The 24719-nt window shown below is 57.8% G+C and carries 17 protein-coding genes; 13 read left to right on the top strand and 4 right to left on the bottom strand.

Annotation, left to right across the window (positions count from 1 at the left end; all coding sequences use genetic code 11):
- Position 1 precedes the first annotated feature (1 nt).
- The 12 genes from G5S35_RS31410 (at position 2) to G5S35_RS31355 (ending at position 20442) form a co-directional block, all read left to right on the top strand.
- On the top strand, positions 2-2980 hold the full coding sequence (locus tag G5S35_RS31410) for a TrlF family AAA-like ATPase (RefSeq protein WP_183040643.1): 2979 nt from the start codon (positions 2-4) through the stop codon (positions 2978-2980).
- Positions 2981-3262: 282 nt separating this feature from the next.
- Complete coding sequence (locus G5S35_RS31405; RefSeq protein WP_183040421.1) at positions 3263-4498, top strand: hypothetical protein; 1236 nt, start codon at positions 3263-3265, stop codon at positions 4496-4498.
- A gap of 383 nt (positions 4499-4881) precedes the next feature.
- Positions 4882-5745 carry a hypothetical protein gene (locus tag G5S35_RS31400; protein ID WP_183040420.1) on the top strand — a complete coding sequence of 288 codons (864 nt, stop codon included), beginning with the start codon at positions 4882-4884 and terminating at the stop codon, positions 5743-5745.
- A complete protein-coding gene (locus tag G5S35_RS31395) occupies positions 5742-6377 on the top strand; it encodes an RES domain-containing protein (protein WP_183040419.1) in 636 nt (211 codons plus the stop codon). Before G5S35_RS31400 ends, G5S35_RS31395 begins: the two co-directional genes overlap by 4 nt.
- Positions 6378-6689: 312 nt before the next feature.
- Positions 6690-7112, top strand: a complete 423-nt coding sequence (locus tag G5S35_RS31390; RefSeq protein ID WP_183040418.1) for a toll/interleukin-1 receptor domain-containing protein — start codon at positions 6690-6692, stop codon at positions 7110-7112.
- A gap of 27 nt (positions 7113-7139) precedes the next feature.
- Positions 7140-8060, top strand: a complete 921-nt coding sequence (locus G5S35_RS31385) for a toll/interleukin-1 receptor domain-containing protein (RefSeq protein WP_183040417.1) — start codon at positions 7140-7142, stop codon at positions 8058-8060.
- Positions 8057-9613 carry an argonaute/piwi family protein gene (locus G5S35_RS31380; protein WP_202035049.1) on the top strand — a complete coding sequence of 519 codons (1557 nt, stop codon included), beginning with the start codon at positions 8057-8059 and terminating at the stop codon, positions 9611-9613. Before G5S35_RS31385 ends, G5S35_RS31380 begins: the two co-directional genes overlap by 4 nt.
- Positions 9614-9802: 189 nt before the next feature.
- Entirely contained in the window at positions 9803-11461 is a 1659-nt protein-coding gene (locus tag G5S35_RS39315) for an AAA family ATPase (RefSeq protein ID WP_202035048.1), read from the top strand.
- A gap of 9 nt (positions 11462-11470) precedes the next feature.
- The gene (locus G5S35_RS31370; RefSeq protein ID WP_183040416.1) at positions 11471-12553 is read left to right on the top strand and encodes an HNH endonuclease signature motif containing protein; all 1083 of its coding nucleotides are present in this window, start codon (positions 11471-11473) and stop codon (positions 12551-12553) included.
- Entirely contained in the window at positions 12553-17406 is a 4854-nt protein-coding gene (locus G5S35_RS31365) for an AAA domain-containing protein (protein ID WP_183040415.1), read from the top strand. Before G5S35_RS31370 ends, G5S35_RS31365 begins: the two co-directional genes overlap by 1 nt.
- Positions 17399-18982, top strand: a complete 1584-nt coding sequence (locus G5S35_RS31360; RefSeq protein ID WP_183040414.1) for a hypothetical protein — start codon at positions 17399-17401, stop codon at positions 18980-18982. Before G5S35_RS31365 ends, G5S35_RS31360 begins: the two co-directional genes overlap by 8 nt.
- Positions 18983-19125: 143 nt before the next feature.
- Entirely contained in the window at positions 19126-20442 is a 1317-nt protein-coding gene (locus G5S35_RS31355) for a serine/threonine protein kinase (RefSeq protein WP_183040413.1), read from the top strand.
- A gap of 68 nt (positions 20443-20510) precedes the next feature.
- Here the strand turns inward: G5S35_RS31355 and G5S35_RS31350 are convergent.
- Positions 20511-21703 (bottom strand): IS3 family transposase gene (locus tag G5S35_RS31350; RefSeq protein WP_237181959.1). Its coding sequence is split into 2 segments (ribosomal slippage): positions 20511-21394 and positions 21394-21703, totalling 1194 coding nucleotides; the frame shifts between segments, so codons are not numbered across the junction.
- A gap of 140 nt (positions 21704-21843) precedes the next feature.
- On the opposite strand from G5S35_RS31350, the gene G5S35_RS31345 reads away from it, so the two are divergent.
- Positions 21844-22260, top strand: a complete 417-nt coding sequence (locus tag G5S35_RS31345; RefSeq protein ID WP_202035047.1) for a hypothetical protein — start codon at positions 21844-21846, stop codon at positions 22258-22260.
- Here the strand turns inward: G5S35_RS31345 and tnpC are convergent.
- From tnpC to tnpA, 3 genes are read right to left on the bottom strand one after another with little or no spacing between them, the layout of a single operon-like run.
- Positions 22247-23827 (bottom strand): IS66 family transposase, encoded by a 1581-nt coding sequence (gene tnpC / locus G5S35_RS31340; RefSeq protein ID WP_183040411.1) that lies wholly within the window; start codon positions 23825-23827, stop codon positions 22247-22249. The genes G5S35_RS31345 and tnpC overlap by 14 nt on opposite strands.
- 32 nt (positions 23828-23859) lie before the next feature.
- Positions 23860-24210 (bottom strand): IS66 family insertion sequence element accessory protein TnpB, encoded by a 351-nt coding sequence (tnpB, locus tag G5S35_RS31335; protein WP_042298466.1) that lies wholly within the window; start codon positions 24208-24210, stop codon positions 23860-23862.
- The gene (gene tnpA / locus G5S35_RS31330; RefSeq protein WP_146230143.1) at positions 24186-24662 is read right to left on the bottom strand and encodes an IS66-like element accessory protein TnpA; all 477 of its coding nucleotides are present in this window, start codon (positions 24660-24662) and stop codon (positions 24186-24188) included. Before tnpA ends, tnpB begins: the two co-directional genes overlap by 25 nt.
- Between the last annotated feature and the right edge of the window lie 57 nt (positions 24663-24719).

Raw genomic sequence — 24719 nt, 5'->3', positions numbered from 1 at the left:
AATGATGAGTCGGGGGTCAGAATGGCGCAGGTGGGAGCCACATATTCACGCGCCCGGTACCGTCATGAACAATCAGTTCAACGGACCGACAGCATGGGAGGACTATCTCACTGCCCTGGAAAATGCGACGCCCGCTATCGAGGCGATTGCAGTCACTGACTATTACGTTACCGATACGTATGAGGCAGTGTGCCGGCACAAGGTTGCAGGCCGCTTGCCAGGGGTGAAGCTCGTCTTCCCGAATGTCGAGCTTCGACTCGACGTTGCCACTGCCAAGGGGGGCTTCGTCAATCTTCACCTGTTTGTGAGTCCCGACGACCCGAAGCATCTGGAGGAACTTCAGCGGCTGCTGTCCCGCCTTCAGTTCAATGTGATGCAGGATCGCTTCGACTGTACGCGATCGGAGCTGATCCGCCTTGGGAAGAAGGCCGATCCGAATATCACTGATGATCGGGCAGCGCTCGCCTACGGAGCTAACCAGTTCAAGGTGAATTTCCAGCAGTTGCGTGAGGTCTTCAGCGAAAGCGGATGGGCAAAGAAGAACATCCTGATTGCTGTTGCGGGCGGAGCAAACGACGGCACATCCGGCGTTCGTGAGGCGGCCGATCAGACGATCCGGCGCGAGATCGAGCGTTTCGCTCATGTGATCTTCGCCAGCAGCGCGTCACAGCGAGAATTCTGGCTCGGCCAGCGTGGCCTCGGACCCGCAGAAATCCACGCGCTGTATGGGGGCCTTAAACCGTGCCTGCACGGAAGTGACGCGCACAAGCTCGAAGACGTCGCCACCCCATTCGGCGATCGCTTTTCCTGGGTCAAGGGCGGACTGGAGTTTGACTCGCTCCGGCAGGCATGCATCGATCCCGGCGGACGCGCCTATGTCGGCTCGGAGCCGCCTGCCACCGCGACGCCATCGCAGGTCATCGCTCAGATCGAAATACAGGACGCGCCTTGGGTCAACACGCCGGTCATTCCGCTCAATCCAGGACTGGTGGCCATCATCGGCGCGCGCGGGTCCGGCAAGACCGCGCTCGCGGACATGATTGCGGCCGGCTGCGATTCGATTTCCAGCGAAGCGTGGCATGCGAATGAATGGGCGAATCCTTCTTTTCTCGTCCGCGCTCGCGAACTGGTCGGAAACGGGAAGGTGAAGGTCAGTTGGGCGGCGGGTGAGGCAAGTGTCCGCAGGCTCGATGGGACCGATGCAGATGGCCCCGCTGTTTACGAGCGGGTGCGCTATCTCTCCCAGCAATTCGTGGAAGAGCTGTGCTCGTCAAACGGATTGACCGACGGGCTCCTGCGGGAAATCGAGCGGGTCATTTTCAACGCGCACCCCGACGAGTCGCGCGATGGGGCATTGGATTTCGAGGAGCTACTCGAACAGCGCGCATCACGGCATCGCCTTGCGCGTGAACGCGAGGCCGAGGCTGTATCTCAGCTTTCCGATCTGATCAATAATGAGCTGGAAAAGGAGAAGCTCCTCTCCGGCTTCGAGAGCCAGGCCGCACAGAAGAAAAAGCTGGTTGACGCCTATACGGCAGACCGGGCGAAGCTTGTCTCGGCGGGCAGCGAACGGCGCGCCCAGCGCCACACGGAACTCGGAACAGCCGCAAACGAGCTGCGATCAAAACTACGTAACCTTTCCAGCCAGCGGCAGACATTCCTCGCCATGCAGGACGAGGTGAAGGATCTCCGCGTCAACCAGGCCCCCGACGCTTTGCGCCAGGCTCAGGTGCGGCATCCTCACAGTGGCATGTCGGACGAGCAGTGGGCCTCGTTCCTGCTCGATTACAAAGGTCCGGTGGACGACAATCTTGCCGGTTACGTGAAATGGGTCGATGGCGAGATCGCATTAGTCAAGGGCGTCGCCCCGGCACCGGGCGATCCCAACAAGCCCTTCTTCCCGGATGACGCCGATCTCAGCAAGCTGCCGCTCGCGATGCTCGAGGCGGAAATGGCGCGTCTGGAGAAACTGGTCAGCGCCGACAAGGAGACACAGCGGAAATATACGGCGCTATCCGGTCGCATCACGAAGGAGACGGCGGCCTTGCAGGCGCTCAACAACAAGATCAGGGACGCTCAGGGTGCGAAGGATCGTGCGCGCGAACTCCAGAAGGAGCGCGAGCAGGCCTATGGCCGGGCGTTCGACGCACTGATCGCCGAACAGACGGTGTTGGGAGAGTTATACGCGCCGCTGATGGCCCGGCTGGCCGCTGCGTCCGGTACGCTGAAGAAGCTGTCGTTTTCCGTCGCACGGGTGGCGAACGTGGATGAGTGGGCGGCTGAGGCGGAGGACAACCTCATCGATCTCCGGATGGCCGGTGCGTTTCGTGGGAAAGGTACGTTACTTCAGAAGGCGAATGACGTGCTTAAGGGCGCGTGGGAGTCCGGTGATTCCGCAGCGGTGCGCGCTGCGATGGCCGAGTTCCGCCATCTGTATCAGAAGGATCTCCTTGAGCATTCACCGGTGGCGCAAAGCGAGCAGGCAGAGTTTCGTGCCTGGTCCAGACGCTTCGCGCAGTGGCTGTTCGGCACGGATCATATCGCGGTGCGCTACGGAATCGACTATGACGGCGTCGATATCCGCAAGTTGTCTCCTGGCACCCGCGGCATCGTGCTGCTCCTTCTTTATCTGGCGCTCGACGACAGCGACAACCGCCCGCTGGTGATTGACCAGCCCGAAGAAAATCTCGATCCGAAATCGGTTTTTGAGGAGCTGGTTCATCTCTTCGTCGAAGCGAAGGCGTATCGCCAGGTCATCATGGTGACGCACAACGCTAACCTCGTGATCAACACGGATGCAGATCAGATCATTATTGCGGAGTCGGGACCCCATCCGCCAGGAGCGCTTCCGCCAATTACCTACAAATCCGGTGGGCTTGAAAACGCAGAGATCCGGAAATTGGTGTGCGATATCCTGGAAGGCGGAGAAGGTGCGTTTCAGGAGCGAGCGCGCCGCCTGAGAGTGCGCCTGGAAAGATGACATTTGCCCCAATGCTTCGACGTTTGGCTACCGGCATTGCCTCAGCAAGATTGCTCGACGCTCTAGCCTGCGGGCAGTCTCGTCTTGTTGGCCTGATGCGGCAGTCTGCCGGACATGCCGGTCATGTAATGTTGCACAAGCTCACCTCGGCCGATGTGGTCGAAGACGACGGCCCACATGCGAAGCTTGCCGCGGAATACTCAGCGGACGAATCGCTTGCGTGATTCCGGTTTAGGCAACTGAACGCTTCAGGCGTTGCGCGATAGACCGGGATTCTGACAGGTGTCTGAAGACCAGATCGTGTGGTGTATTCAATATATGAACACTTGTATCTATTGTCGGGGAACGGGGCCTTTCACCGACGAGCACGCTATCCCTGCAGGGCTGGGCGGCGACGATCGTCGATTCATGCTGAAAGAACTAGTTTGTGCCACCTGCAACACCAAGGTCTTCTCGCCGCTGGAGGCTGCGTTTCTCAGGTCTTCTCCCGTCGCCGTCGCGAGAATGTTCTCACAGTCCTCTGGTCGGCGTAGAGGTTCGAAGCGAAATCCACCCAGCATCCAGGCGGAGCAGAAATCGATCATAACCGCAGATGGACAGGTAGTCGAAATAGAATTGGGCGCAACTGGACGCCCCATCGTTCTGCCTCAGATCCATCTCACCGGTGGGCTGAACTGCAGCACTCACGCAACCGATCACGATCAGCTCGTCGCCTTTCTCGAGGCTCTGCGCGGACGTCTCATAGACACGGTCGCGGTAGTGGCGAAAGGAACCCATTCGAGCGACCGCTTGATAGTGACGACTTTCGATCTTCGCAACGGGAATTACGAATTTTCGTCAACTGAAAATGCAGAAAGGCCGCCCAACATCTACATATGGCACAGCGCCATGGATCCAGAGAGTCAAGGTCGATCAGCTCTCGGGCCAAGAATCTTTGGTCGATCTGCGGGCCAAATCGGGATGCGTTTGCCTGCGGGCTTTAGCAAGGAGCAGGCACTAACCCTGTTTCGGAAGGCAGCACATCAGATTAAAACGTCAGAAGCAGTTTCTAGCGATGTGCATCAACCGCTGGTGCATGTCGGCTCCATGCGAGTTGATATATTTACCCAACCACGCGTGCTCGCGAAAATAGGAATCAATCTTTTAGCGTTTTCTCTCGGGGCAGAGTACGTTACGCGAACCGATTTCACATCGGTCAAGAATTCGATCATGCATAACGATCCCCAGATGGGAATCACTCCGCTAGAGAGGGCGAACACTTTTGCTCCGATGTTTGTGGCCGTACCGGAGAACCTGCACGTGTTTGCATTGGTCTCCGTTGGTGGTTCGATCGCTCTCATCACGCGCCTCTACGGATCCATATTCGATGTGGTGTTGCTGAGCCAGACCGTCCGGCAGCCTCCCGGAGATTTTCCGATCTTTTTCACTGCGGACTATACGTCTCACCAGGTAGAGATGCTTTCGCTTCGGGAGTTCGCGACAAAATATCCGCCACTCGGACGGCTGCGTCGATACTGAACTGTGGCAAGCGCCTGAGGCCGCCGCCCGTTACCCCTGAGCCGTGATTGCAAACAGCGATAGACCCCGCAGCCTGCGGTGGCGGAGCATTCTCCTCGAGGCACTGCCAGTTAGCCAGTCAGCCCAATGTCGTGTGCGAACGCGCGTCTGGTACACCGTCGCACTGTGCCGGCATCCCGGCCAGATGTCGATGGGGTCGGATCGTGCCGCGCCTGTCGGCCCGGTGCGACCGGGCCGTGACGGATCAGTCCGTCCGCGAGGACGGTCGGCGAACGCTTGATGCGACACTATTTATGCCATTGCGAAATTAAGGCAAGTTAGCCAATTAAGGCAAAAACAGGTAGAATCGGTCGCTGTAAGGGAAACTGTGCGGGAGAGACGTCATGCCAATCAACTTTGGTTCACGTGAGTCAGGTGCGTTGGGCCACCAACGCGACGATCAGCTCGCCTCAATTGAACAGGGCGTCGCCAATATGCTTTCCCGGCTGAAGCCGGGTCGCAGTGGTTCCGCCTCTGTGCAGGACCAGCTTCATGTAGCCTTGACCAGCACCGTGGTGTCCGGATTGCCTGCTGTTCCCGCGTCGACTGTTGAGCGGGTGGCGGCGCATTTGCGCAGAAACAATGTGATCGACGAAGCCTTGAAACGCGTGAACACCGCTCACGTCAAGGCGCTGCGCGGAGCAGGTCTTAACGAGTCGGTGCTCGAGTTGCTGCAGTCCTGGGTCGAAATGATGGTTGAAACGCGTCTTCTGCAGCGTCAGATTGAAGTCGAGCGCGTAATTGAGTGTGTGCGCGGCCAGACGCCGCAAGCGGATCCAGCGGTGCTGCAGGAGGATCCGGGGCAATTGCTTTCGGCCGCTGCCATGGGGCAGGCCCTCGGCGGGATTGGAGACGAGACGGTGCGTCAGCGCGAACGGGCGGGAGAGCTTTTTTCGATCCTTCGCCCGGGGCGCAAGCGGGGGCGGGAGTATCCGGCTTTCCAGGCGTGGGCGGGTATTACAGGTGAGCCGTTGCGGCAGGTTCTGAAGGCGCTTGACGAACCGGGAGGCGCCGAGGCGTACGCATTTTTTACGTCGCCCAACGATCTCCTGGGTGGCCTGACACCCATCGAAGCGATGTTCGGCAAGATAGGTTCGGGGAGGGATGTCGACGACGATGCTCGACGGCTCCTGTCGGGATCCCCGAGCGATCGAACGGAAGCAGTCTCTCACGCAGCCCAGGCCTATGCGGCGGTGCTTGCGTCATGAGTGCTGCGTCGCCGGGCGGATTCCGAGGCCGGGACCTGGAACTTGAGCTGCTGGATGCGAACAGTGAACCCCTGGTCCGCCTGTTCGCGCATCCGGGTGGGGATTGGGACCCGCCAGAAGAAAAGTACCGGAACCTGCGAGTCGACCCGCCGGCTGGCCACAAGGATGCGTTTGCGGTTCTTTATACCGGCAACACGCTGGCGACAGTCGCGATCGAGTGTCACATCCTTGCGGCGGACGCGGCTGACCGGTACACGTGGCTGAGGGAGCGAGCCGAAAAATATCGCGTCGTGCGCTATGCCTTCGATGCGCCCGCTGTTTTTGTACCGATCGATGGTCCCCGCAACCGTGCCGCGCTGGGACTTGCCGGCGGTCAGCGGAAATTTGCGGGCTACGAGTCTTATCAGGAGGTAGCGCTTGCGCTGTTCAACCGCTACGGACAGGTCGTTCATGGCCTGAGCTGGGAGTCTTTTCACCGGAACCAGCCGGGGCGTGTCTATGCGCTGTGGCATCACCACAAGACCACGGTGCGGCTGCGGATCATTTCTCCGGATCCGTACCGCGTGCTGGTCGAGGACGACGAATGGAATTCCTTCCTTGCAGCCAACCCTGACGTAGAGGAAATCCGGTAGCGAGGCCGGGGGAACGCGGCGGCGCGCGGCGCTCAGGTTCGAGAATGGGCTGCGCAATCCTGAGCCAGTATGAGTAGCAGGCAACGTCGCACCGGACTCAAAAATCTAGACAACCATAAGACCAGATATGTTTGGTGCTTTGAATCTCGAAAGTGTCAACCACGCGGCGCGACGATTCTGGTTCGGGGCAGTTGCGGCCACAACGGAAGGTGTCCTATGGCGCTGACCATTTCATGGCTCGCTGTCTGGATGAGTATTTCGGCCAATCGCACCCGGGCATATTGACGTGCGGTAATTTCGGAGTCTGATTCGATGGATGGCACTGTCCCCGCGGTTCGAAATGCGTTGTTCATCTCCCATGCGACGCCCGAGGATAATGAGTTCGTGCGTTGGCTCGGGGCCAAGCTGACAGCGATGGGATACGAAGTCTGGGCAGATGTGATGCGTCTGCACGGCGGGATTGACTGGGCGAGAGAACTTGAACAGGCGCTACGTCAGCGCGCAGTCAAGATGTTGCTGGTATGCACGCCCAGTGGACTTGACAAGCAAGGCGTGCGCAACGAGATCGAAATAGCGACGGGTCTCGCGCGTCAGCTTGGCGACGCGTCGTTCATCGTCCCGCTTCGACTGGAGCCCTATGATGCACCTTTCCGCATCGCTCATGCGCAGTATATTGACTTCAGGAAAAGCTGGGCATCGGGGCTGGCGGAACTGACGGAGCTACTCAGGGACTAGGCGGTACCTTCGGGCGCCCCGGGGTCCATGGACGCCTGGCTGCGAAGTCACGCCTTCGGCTCTGCGCGTCTGCTGGTAAAACGTGAGCCTTTAATGTCGAACTGGCTCACAATTCAACGCAACCCGGAACAGGTCTTCTATTGCGAGCCGCCGGTCGGGTCGTCGCTGGAGCGCTTCCAGCATCGCCAGTGCCATTTGTGGCCGGTAGTGCCGCATCGCGCGGGCGTCATAACATTTGCCACGCCCGATGCAGCCGGGTTGATTGGCACTGATCTGCCCGCCAAACAGATTGGAGCAATTCCGACGGATGCGTTCCTGGAGCAGGGCTGGGCTGATTATGGCATTGACGCCTACCAGGCGCGGAACATGTACTCTGATTTGGGCGCGCAGGCGTTCGAAAATTACTGTCGTCGTCGCGGATTGAAAGCGCATGCGGGGGCAGGGAATCGCGCGAGCTGGTGGGGCGACGTCAAAACTGTTCCGCTGGGACAGGTCAAGTTCGACTGGGGTTTCCGGCGAGGTGCGAGACAGATAATCGGGCAGTCCGACAAGCGCAAGGTACATTGGCATTATGCGGTCAACGCCCAGCTTCGCACTTCTCCATTTCCACATGTTCGTCTCGCAGCCCGGCTGATTTTCAGCGAGAACGGGCTCGATGCCATCGCGGATCCACGTCGCGCGCATTCACTTCGCCGGTCGCTGGCCAAGGCGTGGAGAAACGCAAGATGGCGCGACATGCTGTGTGCTTACCTATGGTGGCTGTCGGACACGAAGTCCGATCTAAGCCTGCCGGTGGCGGACGGCGTGGCTATCGCGGCCAGCATTCCGCCAATGCAGATCAGTTGCCCGGTCAGTGTCGACGAGACCGGCGAAGAAGTCGCAGACGAGGACGATCCTGATGTCATGCTTGACGAGTGGGATGATGAGGCCGAGGAGACCGAAGAGTGAGCGATTCGAACTGGCCAAAGATCATGCACGTCGCCGAGCCAAAACTGGCGTTTCGATACGGGCAACAGCTGGAGTACTCACGGGACGGTTTATATCTGTACGGTCCAGTGGACGCGCGAGAGACACCTCGGCAGATACGCTATGGATTCATTGGAACGCAATCAGGTCTTGAGCGCTTCGAACGTTGGGCTCGCGACATGTCGTCGTTCATCGCGACACCTCAGCAGCGACGGGGAGCCAAGGCACTGGAACCGCACCATGTGCCATTCCCTGGATTCTCGGAAGCATTCCATGCCATCTGGTCGTCAAAGCCCGCGACAATCATCTCAGACATTGACGAAGCAGACCTGCACCGCCGAATCCATATCTCGAACCGGTATGAGGCGATCAAGTCTGCAGTCGATGTTTTCGTTGATCGTCTGATCGCAGAGCAGAAACGGAGTGAGGATCCGCCCAGTTTCTGGTATGTGGTCGTGCCTGAGTTCGTCTATGAACTCGGGCGCCCGCAGTCAACGGTGCCCAAAGCTGCCCGTGTCGGCGGCAGGGTAACGCTGACGGAGCGGGACGCACTCAAGCTGGCGACGCAGCCGACGCTGTTCGGCCTGGACGAGCAAGAGGCGGAGATATACAAGTACGAGAAGAACTTCAGGAGGCAACTGAAAGCCCGGTTGCTGAACCATCAGATCGTCACGCAGATCGTGCGCGAGAGCACGCTTGCGCCGAACGATTTCGTGAAATCTAACGGGGAACCGAAGCGTGGGGTCGAGGATGCCGCAACGATTGCGTGGAAACTGGGTGCGGGTTCGTACTACAAGAGTGGGGGGCGTCCATGGCAAATTGCGAACATGCGGCCAGGTGTCTGCTACGTCGGTCTCGTGTACAAGCGGCAAGAGCAGGATGGAACGTCTCGCCATTCCGTGTGTGCCGCCCAGATGTTCCTGTCGGACGGGGAGGGCGTCGTTTTTCGTGGGGCTCTCGGACCCTGGTTCCATCCTGACACGAAGCAGTTCCATCTCGATCAGGAGGCTGCCGCGCGTTTGGTGGGCACGGTTCTCAATGAGTATCGTAATCGGCACGGCAGCGATCCGGCAGAGCTGTTCATTCATGCGAAGGCGTCATTTAGCGACGAAGAGTGGCTTGGCTTCCAGGCGGCATGTCAGGGAACGTCCGCTAACATCGTCGGCGTGCAGATAGCGGATGCATGGGACCAACTGAAGCTGTTCCGGGCAGGTGCCTATCCGGTTATCCGCGGTACGGCAATGAAAGTCAGCGGCCGATCCGCGTTTCTTTGGACATCCGGATTCGTGCCTCGTCTTGCGACCTACATGGGACCGGACACTCCAAACCCCCTGCAGGTCACAATCCGGCGGGGTGAAGCGTCGCTCGACACGGTGATGAGTGATGTATTGGCGCTCTCCAAGATAAACTTCAATACATGCCTGTTTAACGATCGTGAGCCTGTCACCATCAGATTCGCAGATGCGATTGGCGATATCCTTGTCGCGGCGCCTCTCGAAGGCGAGCCAATGCTACCGTTCAAGTTCTACATTTAAGCGCCCTGTGCAAAGGCGAGAAGCGTAGGTCACAGAAGATGCGGTAGCGCCACGCGCGCTGCTTCGCGATATTGGCGAGCAGTTCACATCGAAGATGATGCGTTACGTCCGCCACAATGTCCTCATGGACGCGCGTGTAACACAGACAGCATTGCGTATCGAAGGCGCCGGATTCTGCAAGATCCAGAAATGAAGAAGAACTTGGTAGAGCGCGAAATGGATGAGCTTTTATTCAAGGTTGTTTCTCCTCGCTCGAAGACAGTTGTCTCGACCACAACCTGCCTGGTGCTAGAGCAGGACAACTGGAACGACTACTCTTTCCAGACCTTGTATCACCTCTCCTATCTAGCTTCCGAGGGTACGGACAGGCTCGAGCCGATGCTTATTGGATCGGTGAAGATATTGCGCGCTGGTCAGACAAAGGCGGATGGCATCCAGATTGCCGCCGACTTCAGTGCCCTGGGTGAAGACTTCTGTTCCGTCGGTACGTCACTCGACTACTACGAGCGGCTTCGCGAACTCGGGGATGTGGGTCGTCGCGTCATGGCTGCGCTTCGTGATGTTGTAGCGGAGCCCGAACTTGTCGGGCAGTTCGAATCTGAGCCGGGCTGGTCAACATCGCTTTTTCGTGACCAGAAGGACGGAGGGAGCCAATTCCGTTTTCTGGCTACTGGGCTTGTGAAAGGCGACTATGCGAGAGCGCCGGTCGACCAGCAGCGGTTTACATTCAGGATGGTGGGCTGGCAGTCATCACTGGTCGTAGACACGACATCGGGCGAGTCCGACTATTTCGACGCGAGCAAGCTTCCCGAGCGCGTCAATGTTCTCGTCGGGCGAAATGGATCCGGCAAAAGCACGCTGCTCGCCAGGTTGGCTCGAGTCGCTTTCGGTTCGCCCTCGGATCGTTTAACGGAGCCCCTTAGCGGCCTGGGAGCGTTGGAGCCAGACGGCATCGGTTTTCCACGTATCGTTACCGTCGCGTTTAGCCCTTTCGATAGCTTCAAGTTGCCCGGCTCGGACGATCGCAATCGGCTGCAGATTGCCAAGGATATGTCTCGGGGCGTTGGGCGCTTCAGTTTCATCGGATTGCGTGACCTGGTCGCAGAAATTGAGGCGGACCGGCAGGGGCCGGTGTCGCTTCAAGGTGGCGAGCCACCTTCCGAACAGGACCGGGTTGGTTGGACAAGCCTGAAGTCCATCGGCAAACTGACCGAGGAGTTCGTAACCTTTCGCCGCAAGATCGTGGAAGGGGGGCGTGAACGTATTCTCGGTGTTGCCCTGAACAAGCTTGAACGCGGCTTGCTGCAGCGTGAATGGCTAACGCGAGCGTCCGATGGTACTGAGGAGGAGGCGCGACTGCTTTTTCATCGCTGCAGTACTGGCCATAAGATCACGTTACTCGTTATCTTTGGCTTGATCGCCAGCCTCGAGACGAATTCGCTCGTTCTTGTGGACGAGCCGGAGACGCATCTTCATCCTCCTTTGCTTTCAGCATTAATGCATGCTTTGCGAGGCATTCTTGAAAAATACGAGTCATCAGCCGTCGTCGCGACGCATTCACCCGTTGTCGTGCAGGAATCAATGGCTCGTCACGTGCATGTTGTGCGACGCGAGGGGGACCTGACAGTGATTGCGCCAGTAAGCACAGAAACATTTGGAGAAAGCATCGGTTTGATCACAGCGCAGGTGTTCGGCATGCAGAGCAATGCAACGGATTTTCACGAAGTATTGGATGCCCTGATTGAGAAGTATGGCGATCTTGAGAAGATAGAGGCACTTTTCAAGGATGGCGTGATGAGCCATCAGGCCAGGGCGTATGTCCTGACTCGCCTTGCGACTGAACTTTGAGGTTGGGCGATGTGGAATCTCACGCGGCTGGCAGTCGCAGACTATCGTGACCACCTTGATGTGGCGTTCCCGGAGGACTCGGATCCGCAACGTGTCTCGGAAGCTGAAAAGGATCTGGTGCTTGCGTTCTATGAAGATTACGAGACGGCGCTCGGCAGACCATCGTTAGCGCTTCGAGGCGAGAACACGAGCCAGGCGCTTCGCCAGGAAGTCCACGACGCGTATGGACTGGTTCAGGATGGCAGGCGTCTCGCCAGGCTCCGATCCGATCTGAAGCTACTGGCGGAGTCGTGTCCTTATTGCGGCTACGGGCCGATAGAGGAGCTTGATCATCTGCTGCAACGTGCGCACTTCAAGCTGTTCAGCATATTTCCGCTGAATCTGGTGCCGAGCTGCGGGACGTGCAACAAGGGGAAACGACGGATCCCATCCGATAACGTGGAAGAGCATCAGTTGCACGTTTATCTGGAGGATGTCTCGGACTACGACTTCCTGCGGGCGGATGTCACTATCGATGTCGCGTCAGGGGCATTGAAACCTCGCTACCACATTGTGCAAAGCCCCGGAATGCCCGTTGAGCTTTACCAACGTCTAGTTTTCCATCTGAAGGAGTTTGATCTCCAGGCCAGGTATGAGAAGCAGATGAATATCTTTTTAGGCGAGCTGGAGTATCCGATCACTTCGTCATATGAAGAAGGCGGAGCCCAAGCGCTCCGGCGCGTGCTGACGGGTACAGCCCAGGCTTTGCGAAGACGGTTCGGCGCGAACGACTGGCGCACGGCATTGATGACCGGTCTCGCAGCGTGTGCTGAATTCTACGAGGGTGGTTTTCGGACAGCCTTGGGGTTACCGCAAGTCAATGTTGGGCAGGTCGCGTTGGGCAACCAACAATCAGGCGGCAAATGCACAGGGTGTCATGATGTCATCATCGGCGCAGTTTGGGCAGCGTACGAAGCAGCGCTCCACCAGTTGCGGCCACGATCAAATGCCAGCGACCTTTCTCGCCATGGCAAGGAAACGGGTTCGCTGACCACAGCGGAATGGCGGGTCTCGTCCAGACTAGTACTATATGCAATCCGGGGAATCGAATAGTGAAGATTGAATATCTCAGTCCTGCAGGCGTTCTGGAGGTTGAGCAGGGGGCGCTGCGCGAGCTTGAAAGACGGCTGCCTGACAGCTGGATTGCGTTTGCGGCATTCCAACTGGTCCAGCGACGCGCTTACGCACCGTTGGATCTTGACCTGGTCGTGCTGACAGACAATCGGATACTGATTGTCGAACTGAAAAACTGGAGCGGGGATATCGAATACTCGAACCAGCAATGGTTCAATAAAGCCGTTGCCCACAAGTCACCGGTCGTTGTAACGAACGCCAAAGCACGCGTGCTTCGGGAGGTTTTGAAAGACAAGAGTCCATCGATAAAACTTCCCTTTATCGAGGCGGTGATTGTGTTGTGCCATCCTCAAAGCAGGATGATTGGCTTTCCGAGCGATGAGCGCCAGTTTGTCTTGACGTTAAATGAATTCTGCTCATGCGCTGCAGCAAGAACCGGTCCGGCTGTCCGTTTTCCGGATACGCCTCCTAAATGGAGCTCACGGTCGGCAAACCCGCTGCAGGATCGAAAATCGTACGAGCGGTTTTTCTCCCTCGACAATCAGCATGTCAAGCAAAGACGTGCACGCTTGCACGGGTTTCAGCAAAATTCGACCGTTCCAGATTATTCGCATCCAAAAGGCATCTGGGAGGAGTTCAATGCCGAGCACGTAGAGGTACGGAGTTCCAAGGCACTGCTGCGAAAATGGGACTTTTCCAAGCTGAACGGCGGTGGTACAACGGCGGCGGAACGGGAGGCTATCGGCCTTCGAGAAAACCGCATCAATGAAACGCTAAGAACGCAGGCACCGGAACTCCACGTTGACCTGCTCGAACCAGTCGGTTCCGCGGTTTCGGACAACGTCACAACAAACTTCGTCGAAGCTTACAGACTTCCGGATAGGGTTGAGCGGCTCTCGGATCTGTTAGCCCGCCGTCCTGACCTGTCCGACGCCGACCGCATCGCAGTCGGTCAAGCTATATTGGCGCGCTTCGCGAAGCTGCATGCCCTCGGGATTGCCCATCGGGACATTACCACGAAGACTCTGTGGATTGTGGAGCCGGCGCGAGTCATCCTGTCGTCATTCGCAGCGGCGCGGGTTCCTGGCGGCCCATCGGTAGGTGAGCATCGCATCGACCTCGAAACCGGGTCTATTGCGCTACCGGAAGACGCGGAGAGAGATGTAACGGGAAGGACGCAGTCTGCTTTGGCCCGAGACGTATTTCTTCTCGGGGCTCTACTTTTCGAGTTGCTCGAAGGTACCGCGCTCGAGCGTGTGAACGACGTCCCGCTTTTCGATGTGAAGCAGGAGTTGACGTTCGAAGCTCTCCGGAAGTGGTTCGCGAAATGTCTGGAGTGGGACGCCGCGAGCCGTTATGGGTCTGCCGCGGATGCGCTGGACGCATTCAACGCAGCGGTTTCTCGTGACTGGGAGCCAACAGTAACCGAAGACGACATCGCGGCTTTTGCGACTGATGCAAGCCCGATGACGTTGCTGCCGAAGGAAACTCTCCGGTCTGCCGCGGGCAAGAGCATATATATCAGCGAAGTTGACGGTATCAAGGTGCTTGTGAAGTGCTGGCCTAGCCTCCGGTACGACGTAAAGCATCCCACTCGGAATCGTCAGCTACTCGACTTCCTTCAGCAGGCTCGCGCGCTCCGCCAATCCGCTTTTGATGCGGCCCCCGAAGTACTTGATTTCGGTGTCGGGCCATACGGGTTGGTGCTCGTTACGCGATGGATCGAGGGGACCACATTAACCGAGTGGCTGCTCACGTCTCCGTCCGCAGAGACCAGGGCGCGCTTGGCTCTTTCACTCCTTAATGCCGTTCGTCGCTTGCATGCTCAGGGCCTGAGTCATGGCGATCTGAAAGAAGACAATATTGTGGTTGTGACTTCGTCCGCCGGCGACGATTTAACCGCAATGTTGCTTGACGTTCCCGATCTCAGTGCTGATGGGAGTCAATGCGTCACAGTGGGTGTTTTGCCCGAATATCTGGAAATTGCGTCACCGCAGCAACGGGACCTCTTCACGGCGGCGAAGCTGGTCCTGACGCTTCTACCTCCAGAGGATTACATCGCATCACGACGTGAGGCACAACGGGCATCAGAGCTGCGTGACATGACGCCTCCTATCGACCTGCTAGCCGAGACTATTCAGTCAGAGCTGAGTCCGCCGGCACAATCCACGACTGCGTTCACGGTGATGCTGAGGAGCCGGCAGCAACAGCCGGAGCTTGGGCATGAGCTTGAGGGCGACAATGGAGCCTTTCCTGTCGGCGTTGTTGAGAATGCCGAGGCTCGCCGTAGCCTGACATTTTTTGTGACGGGTTTGATGCGGCAAATCATTATCAAGTACGACCCTGAAAATCAATCCATAATCGACGTTTACTCCAAACAGGTTGGCCACGACGCTTATATCTTCAATGCACGGCGGGCGAGCTTCAGAATACATGCCACGCTAAAGATTGAATGGGGCGCTACCGCAGACGCTTCGTCCCTTGTCGAAACCCTTTACAACCGATACCTGGCTACGGTAAGTGATACTGAAACGGGTATGGAAGACAAGACCCGATCGCCAGCAGCTCTAACGATGTCTACCGATAGGGCAGTCGGTGCGTGGTCGACATACGAGTTGTGGGATGCACTGGCCGAGACTGACGAGCTAAATGCGACTCGTATCACGCTGAAAAACGGGGCCCAGAAAATCCCGGGAAAGCAGGACTGGCTGGTGCCATTCGAACTTGACGAGGGTATTCTCGATTTCGGTGAGGATGAGCGCATCGAGCTCATAGAACGTGGCATCGATCCGCAGTTGGGAACGGAGCGATGGTACACAGTGGGTCTGGTCGCGCAGGATGTCGGCAAGGATGTGATGCGCGTGAGTCCGCGCTCAAGTAAATTCAGTCCGACTGAGGATAAGACATTCTATTTGCGCGGGACCCTTGAGCGGCATGCGTCCGAGCGCCGGGTTGCTGCGATGAAGCGTGTTCTGGGAAAGGGCGCGCTGATCACGCGACTGCCTGACTACTTTGACCCGTCGTTGGCAATTCAACCAGTTGAATACGCGATTCCGGAGTTCAGCGACCTGGACAGGTATGACTTGAACCTTCAGCAGCGTGATGCGCTTCTCAATTCCCTGCGCTTCGGACCGGTATCCTTGCTGCAGGGGCCACCTGGAACAGGTAAAACAAAGTTTATATCGTCGTTCGTTCATCTGGTCCTCAGCGAGGGTCTTGGAAAAAACATCCTGCTTGTGAGTCAGTCTCATGAGGCGGTGAACAATGCGCTCGAGAAGGTCGCAGGTCTCTCGGAACAGACGCCGGCTTTTTCTATCGTCCGAATTGGGCAGCCATCGATGGTGTCCACGGCGTTGCAGCGGGTGCACGAGGACTCGCGGCGGCAACTTTACCGGGAAGCGTTTGCTGCGGAGGTGAAGGAGCGCGTGAAGGCGGTTGGCTATAGTCTTGGGTTACCGCGCGCGTACGTTGACCACGCCGTCGACGTCCATTCGAGCCTGGGCTTGATCCTGCAGCGGATACAGATTATCGAGAGCTCAGCTGCGCCCGACGACGCCGCTCCGCAGGAGAGTTCGGTGCACATTGAGCGGTTGAAGGCGCGATTCTGTGAAATAGCGGAAGCTAGGTTTCAGTTGGTGGTCACTACCGACTCAGACCTTGAGGATTCGTTCACCGAGTATCTCGCTCATTTGAGCGCAGAAAACGGGTCACCGAGCCCCGACAAGTGCCACCGACTCGGACAGCTTGTAAAGCTGTCTGCTGAGTTCTCGGACGTTCTTCGAAATCCCCGCTCGAACTACACGGCGTTTCTCGCCAGGACTGCCAGCATAGTTGCCGGTACCTGTGTCGGTATTGGCAAGCACGCGCTTGGCATTATCGATCATGCATATGACTGGGTGATCGTCGACGAAGCGGCGCGGGCCTCTCCGATGGAGCTTGTTGTGGCCATGCAGGCCGGCCGCAGAGTGCTGTTGGTCGGAGACCATCTGCAGCTTCCTCCAATTTATCCAATGGCGGTTCAGGAGAAGATGTCGCAGATATTGGATATTTCCAAGCATGACTTCAGGCGAATCAACAATTTCAAGCGAGCCTTTTCGTCTCAGTATGGGACGACGGTCGGGAGAACGCTGCGCTTGCAATACCGGATGGCGACGAGCATTAATCGCGTGGTTTCGAAATGCTTTTACGGTGGCGAGCTTGAAGTCGCGCGGAAGGAGCCGGGAGACGAATACGTAGGACTGCCCGCCTATTTGCAGCGGCAGGTCGTCTGGATTGACACATCCGACCAAGGACGCGATGCCTACCATGCGGAAAGCGGACAAGACGGCGCCCTCACTAACGAAGCGGAAGCCAATCTTGTCGTTGCGATTATCCGTCACATTGCAAAATCAGAGGCATTTCTTGAGGCGATTCGTGCAGTACTCGAGCCGGATGAAGTCCCCATTGGGATCATCGCCATGTACGCGGCTCAACGGGACCTGATACGCAAAAAGCTCGACCAGGCGGATTGGGCAGCCCCAATTCGGGACCTTTACACAATCGGAACGGTCGATAGCTACCAGGGAAAGGAGAATCGGATCATAGTGATGTCGGTCGTGCGAAACGACACATCGACCTCCGTTGGCTTTCTTTCTGAGTCGGAGCGCGTCAACGTGGGTTTATCCCGGGCTCAGGACCGGCTAGTCGTGGTTGGGTCTACGGCAATGTGGAGGGCACGAAAAGGGCTGCCTTTGCAACGTGTGCTGCAGGAGATCGACGAGATGGAATCGGAGGGTGAAGACGCCGTAGTGATGTTGTCTGGGCAGGTGTACGAAGGAGGCGACAATGCGTGAGCGGTTTAACACGGTAGCAGTTGGCGTGCCAGCCCAGCAGTTTCTGATCAGGTGTCATGTAACACTTGAGCGTCAAGTGCCGGTAATGACGGAGTTTGCCGTTCGTCTCCTGCATGTTGCCGGTCGCGTGGACGTTGATGGATTCAGGGCGTATTTTGGGTTGAGCGGACACGAACTGAATGAATTCTTGAAGATACTTCGGTCCGAAGATCTGGTCGAGGAAACCGACGCAGGTCTTGCCCTTACTTCGTATGCAATGAAACGGTTCGTCAACCCGGAGGACGATCTTCCGAGGTTCACGCGAATCGCAGAGCGGCAGAGCAGGCCGGTGTTCGAATTGGTTACGTTTTCCCCATTACCGCGAGTCCTGTCTGGCAACTACTGGGATAACACTCTCGATATCGACGTGGGCGACGCTTCAAGTGCTATGGGCCGGACGATTGAAAAGGCAGAGGAGGCCTTTCAACTCCATTTCCATGACATTGAGCGGTTCGAGCAAAACGATGAAGAAAAGCGTGCGTACGACGTTTATAAGGTCGACAGTATTGCTGCGGGGAGAAGGTTCAACGTTCCCTTGCCAATTCATTTTGATGTAGACCTGGATGGCAACATCGAATATACAGTCGAGGGGCTCGACTATCTCGACGAGCAGCTCGGGTCATCCATCACCCAGCTCACGGCAAACCGCATCGGGCAACTGGTTTCGCATGCCGACCATTTTTCCGACTTCATCAAGGTTTTCGACGACAGTGTCCTCGCGCAATACATCGAGCCACCCACAGATACTGCTACGGCTAAGTCGGATGGGCTGAAAGGTACGATTAGACTAAAAAAGCCGGTGACGTTCAGATTTGCTGACTATGTGAGGGACGTGCATGGTAAGAGCGATGGACTTCGATACGATGGCGGACGTAGTCGTGCCGTCCTCGGGGCTCTTTACCTTTCGAAGAATCAGACTCGGCTTGTAGATGCCTTCGAGCTTTCACTCAGGGAATTCAAGGCCCAAAGCGACTCCAGAACACGTTATCCAACGGAGATATTTTGGGTGCTCCCGGATAGTGATCTGTGGGGGCGTACGGATCTTGTGCGCAAGACGATCGAACTGCTGAATCAAGCGGTTGCCCGCGAGTGGGGCGAGCCGCTCGACATCATCGCGCTTTCGCCGATTCCGCAAAACGAGAACTACGATAGGATAAAGCGAAGAGCGCGACTGCTTATCGAAGCGGGTTTCTCCACGGTCTTCCTTGGTCCTTGTCTGCCGGCGTCGGAGAGATTCGAACTTCTGATACTGCCTGGAGTGCATGCAGCGGCGATGTATCAATGGCGCGTGCCAACTCAGGATGTCCTGAGTGTACCGATTGGTTTTCTCACCAACGAGTCGTCAAGGCTCCACAAGCTACTTGTATTTCTGCGTCGACAGTGCCACGCCAAGATCCATCGTGCGCGTAGGGAGAAAGACTTGGAGAAGGGGCGGAATGTTCTCCAGGTCAACGATGTTTCTCAGGAAGACTTCCGGTACCTGGACCTACTCCACGCGGCATCGACATCTGGTGTCGACGTTCCAGGTAATGCGTGACGCCAGCATGATTGAACGGGCGCAGACGTCGTTGGGCGCGGGCTGAGCGACCGGGTGGCCGCTTCGCCTCTTAGAGGGGCGATGTCGTAATGTTGACGACGTCATTCGCAGAAAGATGTCGCAAATATCAGACGGGGAGTATCTTGGAAGACAAGGACGAGGTTCGGTGGGCCGATTCGCTCAACTTTGAGGCGCGATGGGAAAAGGGAAAAGCGATGGGCGGAGGAGGGCAAGCGCATGCCTATCGCGCAACGTCGAAATCAGAACCGGAGATAAAGGCGTTTCTCAAGGTTTTGAAGGAACAAACAAACCCTGAACGTCGCAGGCGGATGTTCCGTGAAGCGGCCGCGCTCGCGACGTACTCACACCCGCGAATCCCGCGCCTGCTGGAGAGCAACGCGCAGTTGTACGCAGTTTCATCGGCACAACTGTACCTCGTCACAGATCTTGTTCCGGGCAAGGACCTGTCTTCTCGCTCAGGAAAGCCTTTTTCGTTTGATGACGCGTTACTGATCGTCGATCAGCTCGCGGACGTTGTTGAATACTGCCATGAGCGCGGGGGTATTCACCGCGATATCAAACCGGACAACGTCATCTTGCGCAACGGCAATGCCGATGTCGTCTTGGTCGACTTCGGGTTGACATTCAACGTGAACGAACAAGACAACTGGCACACGGGCGACTGGCAAGAATTGGGGAATCGTTTTCTTCGGTTGCCGGAACTATCCAGCTATAGTGTTCACCGGCATGACCTGAGAAGTGACGTGTCGTTTCTCGCTGGTATTCTCTATTTCTGCCTGTTTGGTCAGCCGCCGGCAGTTCTCGAAGACGCAGTTGGGCGCCTTCCCCATCAGCGCGACGGGATTCCTCTCCACAATGTCTCGCCAAACCCGGCCACGGCAAGATTGTTAGCGCGCCTCTTCGATGTAGCTTTCCAGCCGCGGTTGTCGGATCGATTCAGCAGCATCAGTGAGTTTCGGAAAATGATTCAAGACATAAACAACAGCCGTATAGAGGTGGATGCTGACGACCCCGCCGTGATCGCAGAGCAAATTAAGAAGGGGTTCTCGACAGAGAAAACGGCACGGCAACAGCGTCAACGTGCGACGTACATGAAGGCGATAGAATGGATCTATTCAATCCAGGCCGATGTTTCTACATTACTCGGGCGTGAATATGTCCCGACGCACAGTGGTGACTATGATCCGGCTACAGATCACCCCTATCGAAACATGGGTCTGCATCATCATTTCCGAGAGCACCTGATGCGATACTGGATGAAGATCACATTCAGATTCGTCGGTTCCGAGCTCGTGGTAACGATCGCGGAAGTCAATTCAGGTGTCGATGAAGTAGAGGTTTTGCGCACGGATTCTGAGGCGCCAAATTTTGATGTTGGCAATCGAGACCTCGTCAAGACTCGTCTTCTCAAAGGAATCTCAAGAATACAAGAGATCTGAAAATGCAGTCGCCGGAAAGTTGCGTAGCTTGTGGAGTTGCCCCTGTAACTCAGGACACGCGGACACCGTTAGGTTGATGGCACCGCAGCGCGCCTGAACTCGCGCGGCGAGCGGTATTTCAGGGCTTTATGCGGGTGGCGCTCATTGTAGTGTTCAAACGCGATAGCCAGACGCGAGAGCGCCGTTGGTGCGTCGGGCTTGTCCATATAGGCGACGTAATTGTGTTTCATCGTCTTCACGAACGATTCGGCCATGCCATTGCTCTGCGGCGAACGGACCGGCGTGGTCAGCGGCTCAAGTCCCAGTTCACGAGCGAAGCTGCGTGTGCGGTGGTCGATGTAGGCCGAGCCGTTGTCCGAGAGCCATTCGATGGGCTGTGTAGCCTGCGTGGTGCCGAAGCGCTGTTCGACGGCGGCCAACATCACGTCGCGCACCACATCACCGCAATGGCCGCCGGTCGTCGCCGCCCAGCTAATCGCTTCCCGATCGCAGCAGTCCAGCGCGAACGTGACGCGCAGCGGCGTACCATCGTCGCACCGGAACTCAAAGCCATCGGAGCACCAGCGAGTGTTGCTACGGTCAACGGCAACGCGACCGTCGTGCCGCCGACTGTCCCGCCGCACGCCGGGGAGACGCAGCAGCAACTGGTGCTCACGCATAACCCGGTACACGCGCTTGTGATTGATGCACGGCGCGCTGGCCTGTTCTCGACTGCGGCGCAGCAGTGCCCAGATGCGTCGGTAGCCGTAAGTTGGGAGGTCCGCTACGTGGGCCTGGATTTCCTCGACCAATTCCGTGTCGTCGGTCGGTTTGGCGCTACGACCATCTTGCCAATCAGGCGAGCGAGCCTGTTTCGCTGCTACACCAGAGCGCGCCACGCCGAGAACTTCGCAGACCGTCTTCAATGGTCGTCCCCCGGCAGCAAGGGCGAGCGCGCAATCAGGTTTTTTGAGCGGCCCCATTCCACGGCTTCTTTCAGGATTTCGACTTCCATTGTCTTTTTCCCGAGTAGTCGTTGCAGTTCCTTGATTTCCTTGATGGCGGCGGCCAGTTCAGATGCGGGCACAACAGATTCACCTGCCTTCACCGCCGCCAGACTGCCTTCCTGGTATTGCTTGCGCCAACCGAACACCTGGTTGGCGTTGACGCCGTGCCGGCGTGCCACGCCCGACATGGACGCTCCCGGCTCCAGTGTTTCCTGCACGATGGCGATTTTTTCCTGCGGGGTGCGCCGACGACGGCGCTCCGGCTCGGTCAGAATTTCGTAAGCGGTCTTTCTATGACACCCATCGTTAGCGCAGCGTCCACTGCTTCCGAGCACCTTTGAAACGTACCTTGCCGATCCGTACGGCGAACTTTGCCTAAGCAGGTGTCTGGTAAGCTGCCGAGAGATACGTCTTCGTGGGCATCCATAATGCGTCGGGCATCAATCGCAATCCGAACGTTTTCGCGCTGTGCCTACTCGGTGCAACGTTCAATCATCTCACAGCGATCATTCAGCATGGATTGCTCTGGGACTATGGCTATGAAGCCGCAATCTCGCCGCTCAGTAAGGCCTACTGGGATGCTTTGGCGTTGCTCGATCCGTTGGCCGCAGTGCTTTTATTTCTCAAACCACGCGCCGGCGTGCGCCTCACGGTAGTCATCATCGCAAGCGACGTGCTGCACAATACCTACTACGTGGCAATGCACGATCAGTGGTTGGCTCCATTCTATCTGGCACAGGTTGGATTTCTTGCTGTTGTGTTGTGCCTCGCGCCGTTCGCAGTTCGAGGGCTATCGGCGCGGAGTCCAGCGGCAGCGTTTACGTTGCAGTAGTTTCTGCGGTTGCAATTGCGAGAGGCATTTGCGGCGTGCTCCATGGCAGCAGTGCGGCGTAGTCGTCAACGGTTGCAGCGAGCGGCAACTTTGCGAACAGCCAAACCAGATACCGATACGGCTCAATACCATTCGCCTTGCAGGTCTCGACGAGCGAGTACAGGTTGGCGCTGGCCTGTGCGCCGGAAATGGTGTCGGCAAACAGCCATCCCTTCCTTCCGATGACGAACGGCCTGATGGCGTTCTCGCACAGGTTGTTCGATATGGGCCAGTTCCCGTTCTCGACATAGCGGGCCAGCTTGGGCCACTGTCCATGCATGTACTGGAGAGCCTTGCCAAGCAAACTCGACGGCACGATCGTCGGCAGTTGCTTGACCATCATGTGCTCGATGACGGCGAGCACGCGACTACTGTAGCGAGCACGCAGCCGCTGCCGACGTTGCGCTGTCCACTTCGCTGCGCGCGCCTCGACAGCGAACAGCTTTCCAATCAGCCCGACGAACCGTGTAGCCAGCAGGTCCGGCGTGCGCGCGGCCTTCGGCACGGTCTCTTCCGCCTTGATGAATCCGCGACGCACGTGCGCCCAGCAACCGAGATGCACGAGCTGGTGATCACGAGCGATGCCGTTGTATAGCTCATAGCCGTCGGTCATCAACACGGTACCAGGCTTCACGCCCGCATAGAGCCGCTGCGCATGCTGGGCGCCACGCCCCGGCGAGTACGAGAACATCCTAACGGGCGGTCCCGAGCCGTTGACTTGCGCCCACAGATAGCTCTTCGATTGCGGTCGCCGTCCTGGCTCCTTCAACACCTGGAAGGTTGTCTCGTCGCCGTAAATGAGTTCCGAGTCGAGCAGCACATCGCGCATCAGGTTGATCACGGGCTGCGCGGCAAGACCAACGCGAACAACGCTGGCCGCCAGAGTGTTCGACGAGATGTCGCCGCCGAAGCGGCGCAGCAGGGTTGCCTGGCGATACAGCGGCATGCCGTACTGGTACTTGCCGGTGATGATCCATGCGAGCGCCGATTCCGTGAGCAGCCCGCGAGGGATAATTCTTGCCGGTGCTGGCGTGACCTTGATGCCGAGGTCACAGCAGGGACACGCGTACTTCACCCGTTGATGCTGGACGACGCGTACCTGTTCGGGAATCACGTCGAGCTGCTCGCTGGTCTCCACACCGATCTCAACCAGCGCATGGCCGTCGTGCGCGCAGAAGCGCTCCGACTCGGGCAATTCGTGCCGCACGATCTCGCGCGGCAGATGCGGATCGAGCGGTTTGCGTCCGCGCTTGCCGCGCGTGTGCCCGGCAACCTGCGTGGCGGGTTCATCCTCACGTGCGGGCGCGGCGTCAGTACCGAGTGCTTCGGCCTCGTTAAACAGGCCGAGTTGATCAGTCGCGCGAGCCTCGCTCGACGCGCCGAACAACTCGTGTTTATAGGCACGTAGGCGCTCCTCTGCCAGGTCGCGCTCAGCCTTCGCCAGCCGAAGCTCGCCACGCAGTGCGTCGCGCTCGGCGAGTAGCGCCTGATACTCTTCGGCACTGAGTGTGACGATGTCGTTCGGCATGGCCAGTTAGACCGCCCAGATGCGCCGGGCGTTCAGCCGATCCGTTCGTAAAACCGGCGTGGGTGCTTCTGGATAAGAGCCAGATCGATGCCGTCGAGCAACCAGTGCAATTGCTCGACCGTCAGAGAGATAGTCTCGGTGCCCGATGGCCAGGTGAAGCGATCCGCCTCGAGTCGCTTGAGCAGCAACCAGAATCCGTTGCCGCCCCAGCCGAGTATCTTGATGCGATCGCGGCGCCGGTTGCCGAATACGAACAGCGCCGAGGCCATCGGATTAAGGCGCATCGACTGCTCGACCAGGATCGACAGTCCGTTGATACCGATACGGAAGTCGACCGGCTCGCGATACAGATACACCTTCAACCCTTCGTCGAACCGGAACACGGCAGCCTCCCGAGCATCTGGACGACCCTCTCCAGTTCTTCCACGGCTGCCGGCCCAACCTCGAGACGAACGCCGTTTGGCAATACAACGTTCAACAGGTACGTCGCGGTTGGTTTGACTGGGGCTGACGACAGCAAAGGAGTCTCGAGCTGAACGAAGGCCGGCTCATCCGACGGTGCGACGGTAGCGATCTCGGTCGGGGCCAGACTGCCGGGCTCACTCGCGAGCCCGGCAACTCCGGCGCGGCCCTGCTCGCGCTGGTACTGCGAAATCCAGGTCCGCACGAGATTCGGGTTGATACCGTGGTCCATTGCAGTGCGCGCGATCGATACGCCCGGCTTGAGACATTGCTGTATCAGCTCGCGCTTCGCGCTCTCGTCGTATTTGCGCCGTCCGTCGCGCTTGGAACCAACGACCAGACGGCCCTGCAACCCTTCTTCCTGTTCGCTCATGTACACCTGTCCACGTTGGTTGAACATGGACACGTAGCCTCTGTGAATCAGCCGTGC

This window comes from Paraburkholderia tropica, assembly GCF_014171495.1.
GTDB classification, from domain to species: Bacteria; Pseudomonadota; Gammaproteobacteria; order Burkholderiales; family Burkholderiaceae; genus Paraburkholderia; species Paraburkholderia tropica.
Note: the sequence above shows the minus strand (reverse complement) of the source record. Positions and strands in the feature narration are given on the sequence as shown.

What these genes read in the sequence shown, in the direction of transcription:
- G5S35_RS31395 (WP_183040419.1), top strand. Translation starts at nt 5,742, where the DNA reads ATGAGTGCTGCGTCGCCGGGCGGATTCCGAGGCCGGGACCTGGAACTT.
- G5S35_RS31360 (WP_183040414.1), top strand. Translation starts at nt 17,399, where the DNA reads ATGCGTGAGCGGTTTAACACGGTAGCAGTTGGCGTGCCAGCCCAGCAG.
- G5S35_RS31370 (WP_183040416.1), top strand. Translation starts at nt 11,471, where the DNA reads ATGTGGAATCTCACGCGGCTGGCAGTCGCAGACTATCGTGACCACCTT.
- G5S35_RS31410 (WP_183040643.1), top strand. Translation starts at nt 2, where the DNA reads ATGATGAGTCGGGGGTCAGAATGGCGCAGGTGGGAGCCACATATTCAC.
- G5S35_RS31400 (WP_183040420.1), top strand. Translation starts at nt 4,882, where the DNA reads ATGCCAATCAACTTTGGTTCACGTGAGTCAGGTGCGTTGGGCCACCAA.
- tnpA (WP_146230143.1), bottom strand. Translation starts at nt 24,662, where the DNA reads ATGAGCGAACAGGAAGAAGGGTTGCAGGGCCGTCTGGTCGTTGGTTCC.
- G5S35_RS39315 (WP_202035048.1), top strand. Translation starts at nt 9,803, where the DNA reads ATGAAGAAGAACTTGGTAGAGCGCGAAATGGATGAGCTTTTATTCAAG.
- G5S35_RS31390 (WP_183040418.1), top strand. Translation starts at nt 6,690, where the DNA reads ATGGATGGCACTGTCCCCGCGGTTCGAAATGCGTTGTTCATCTCCCAT.
- tnpC (WP_183040411.1), bottom strand. Translation starts at nt 23,827, where the DNA reads ATGCCGAACGACATCGTCACACTCAGTGCCGAAGAGTATCAGGCGCTA.
- G5S35_RS31385 (WP_183040417.1), top strand. Translation starts at nt 7,140, where the DNA reads ATGGACGCCTGGCTGCGAAGTCACGCCTTCGGCTCTGCGCGTCTGCTG.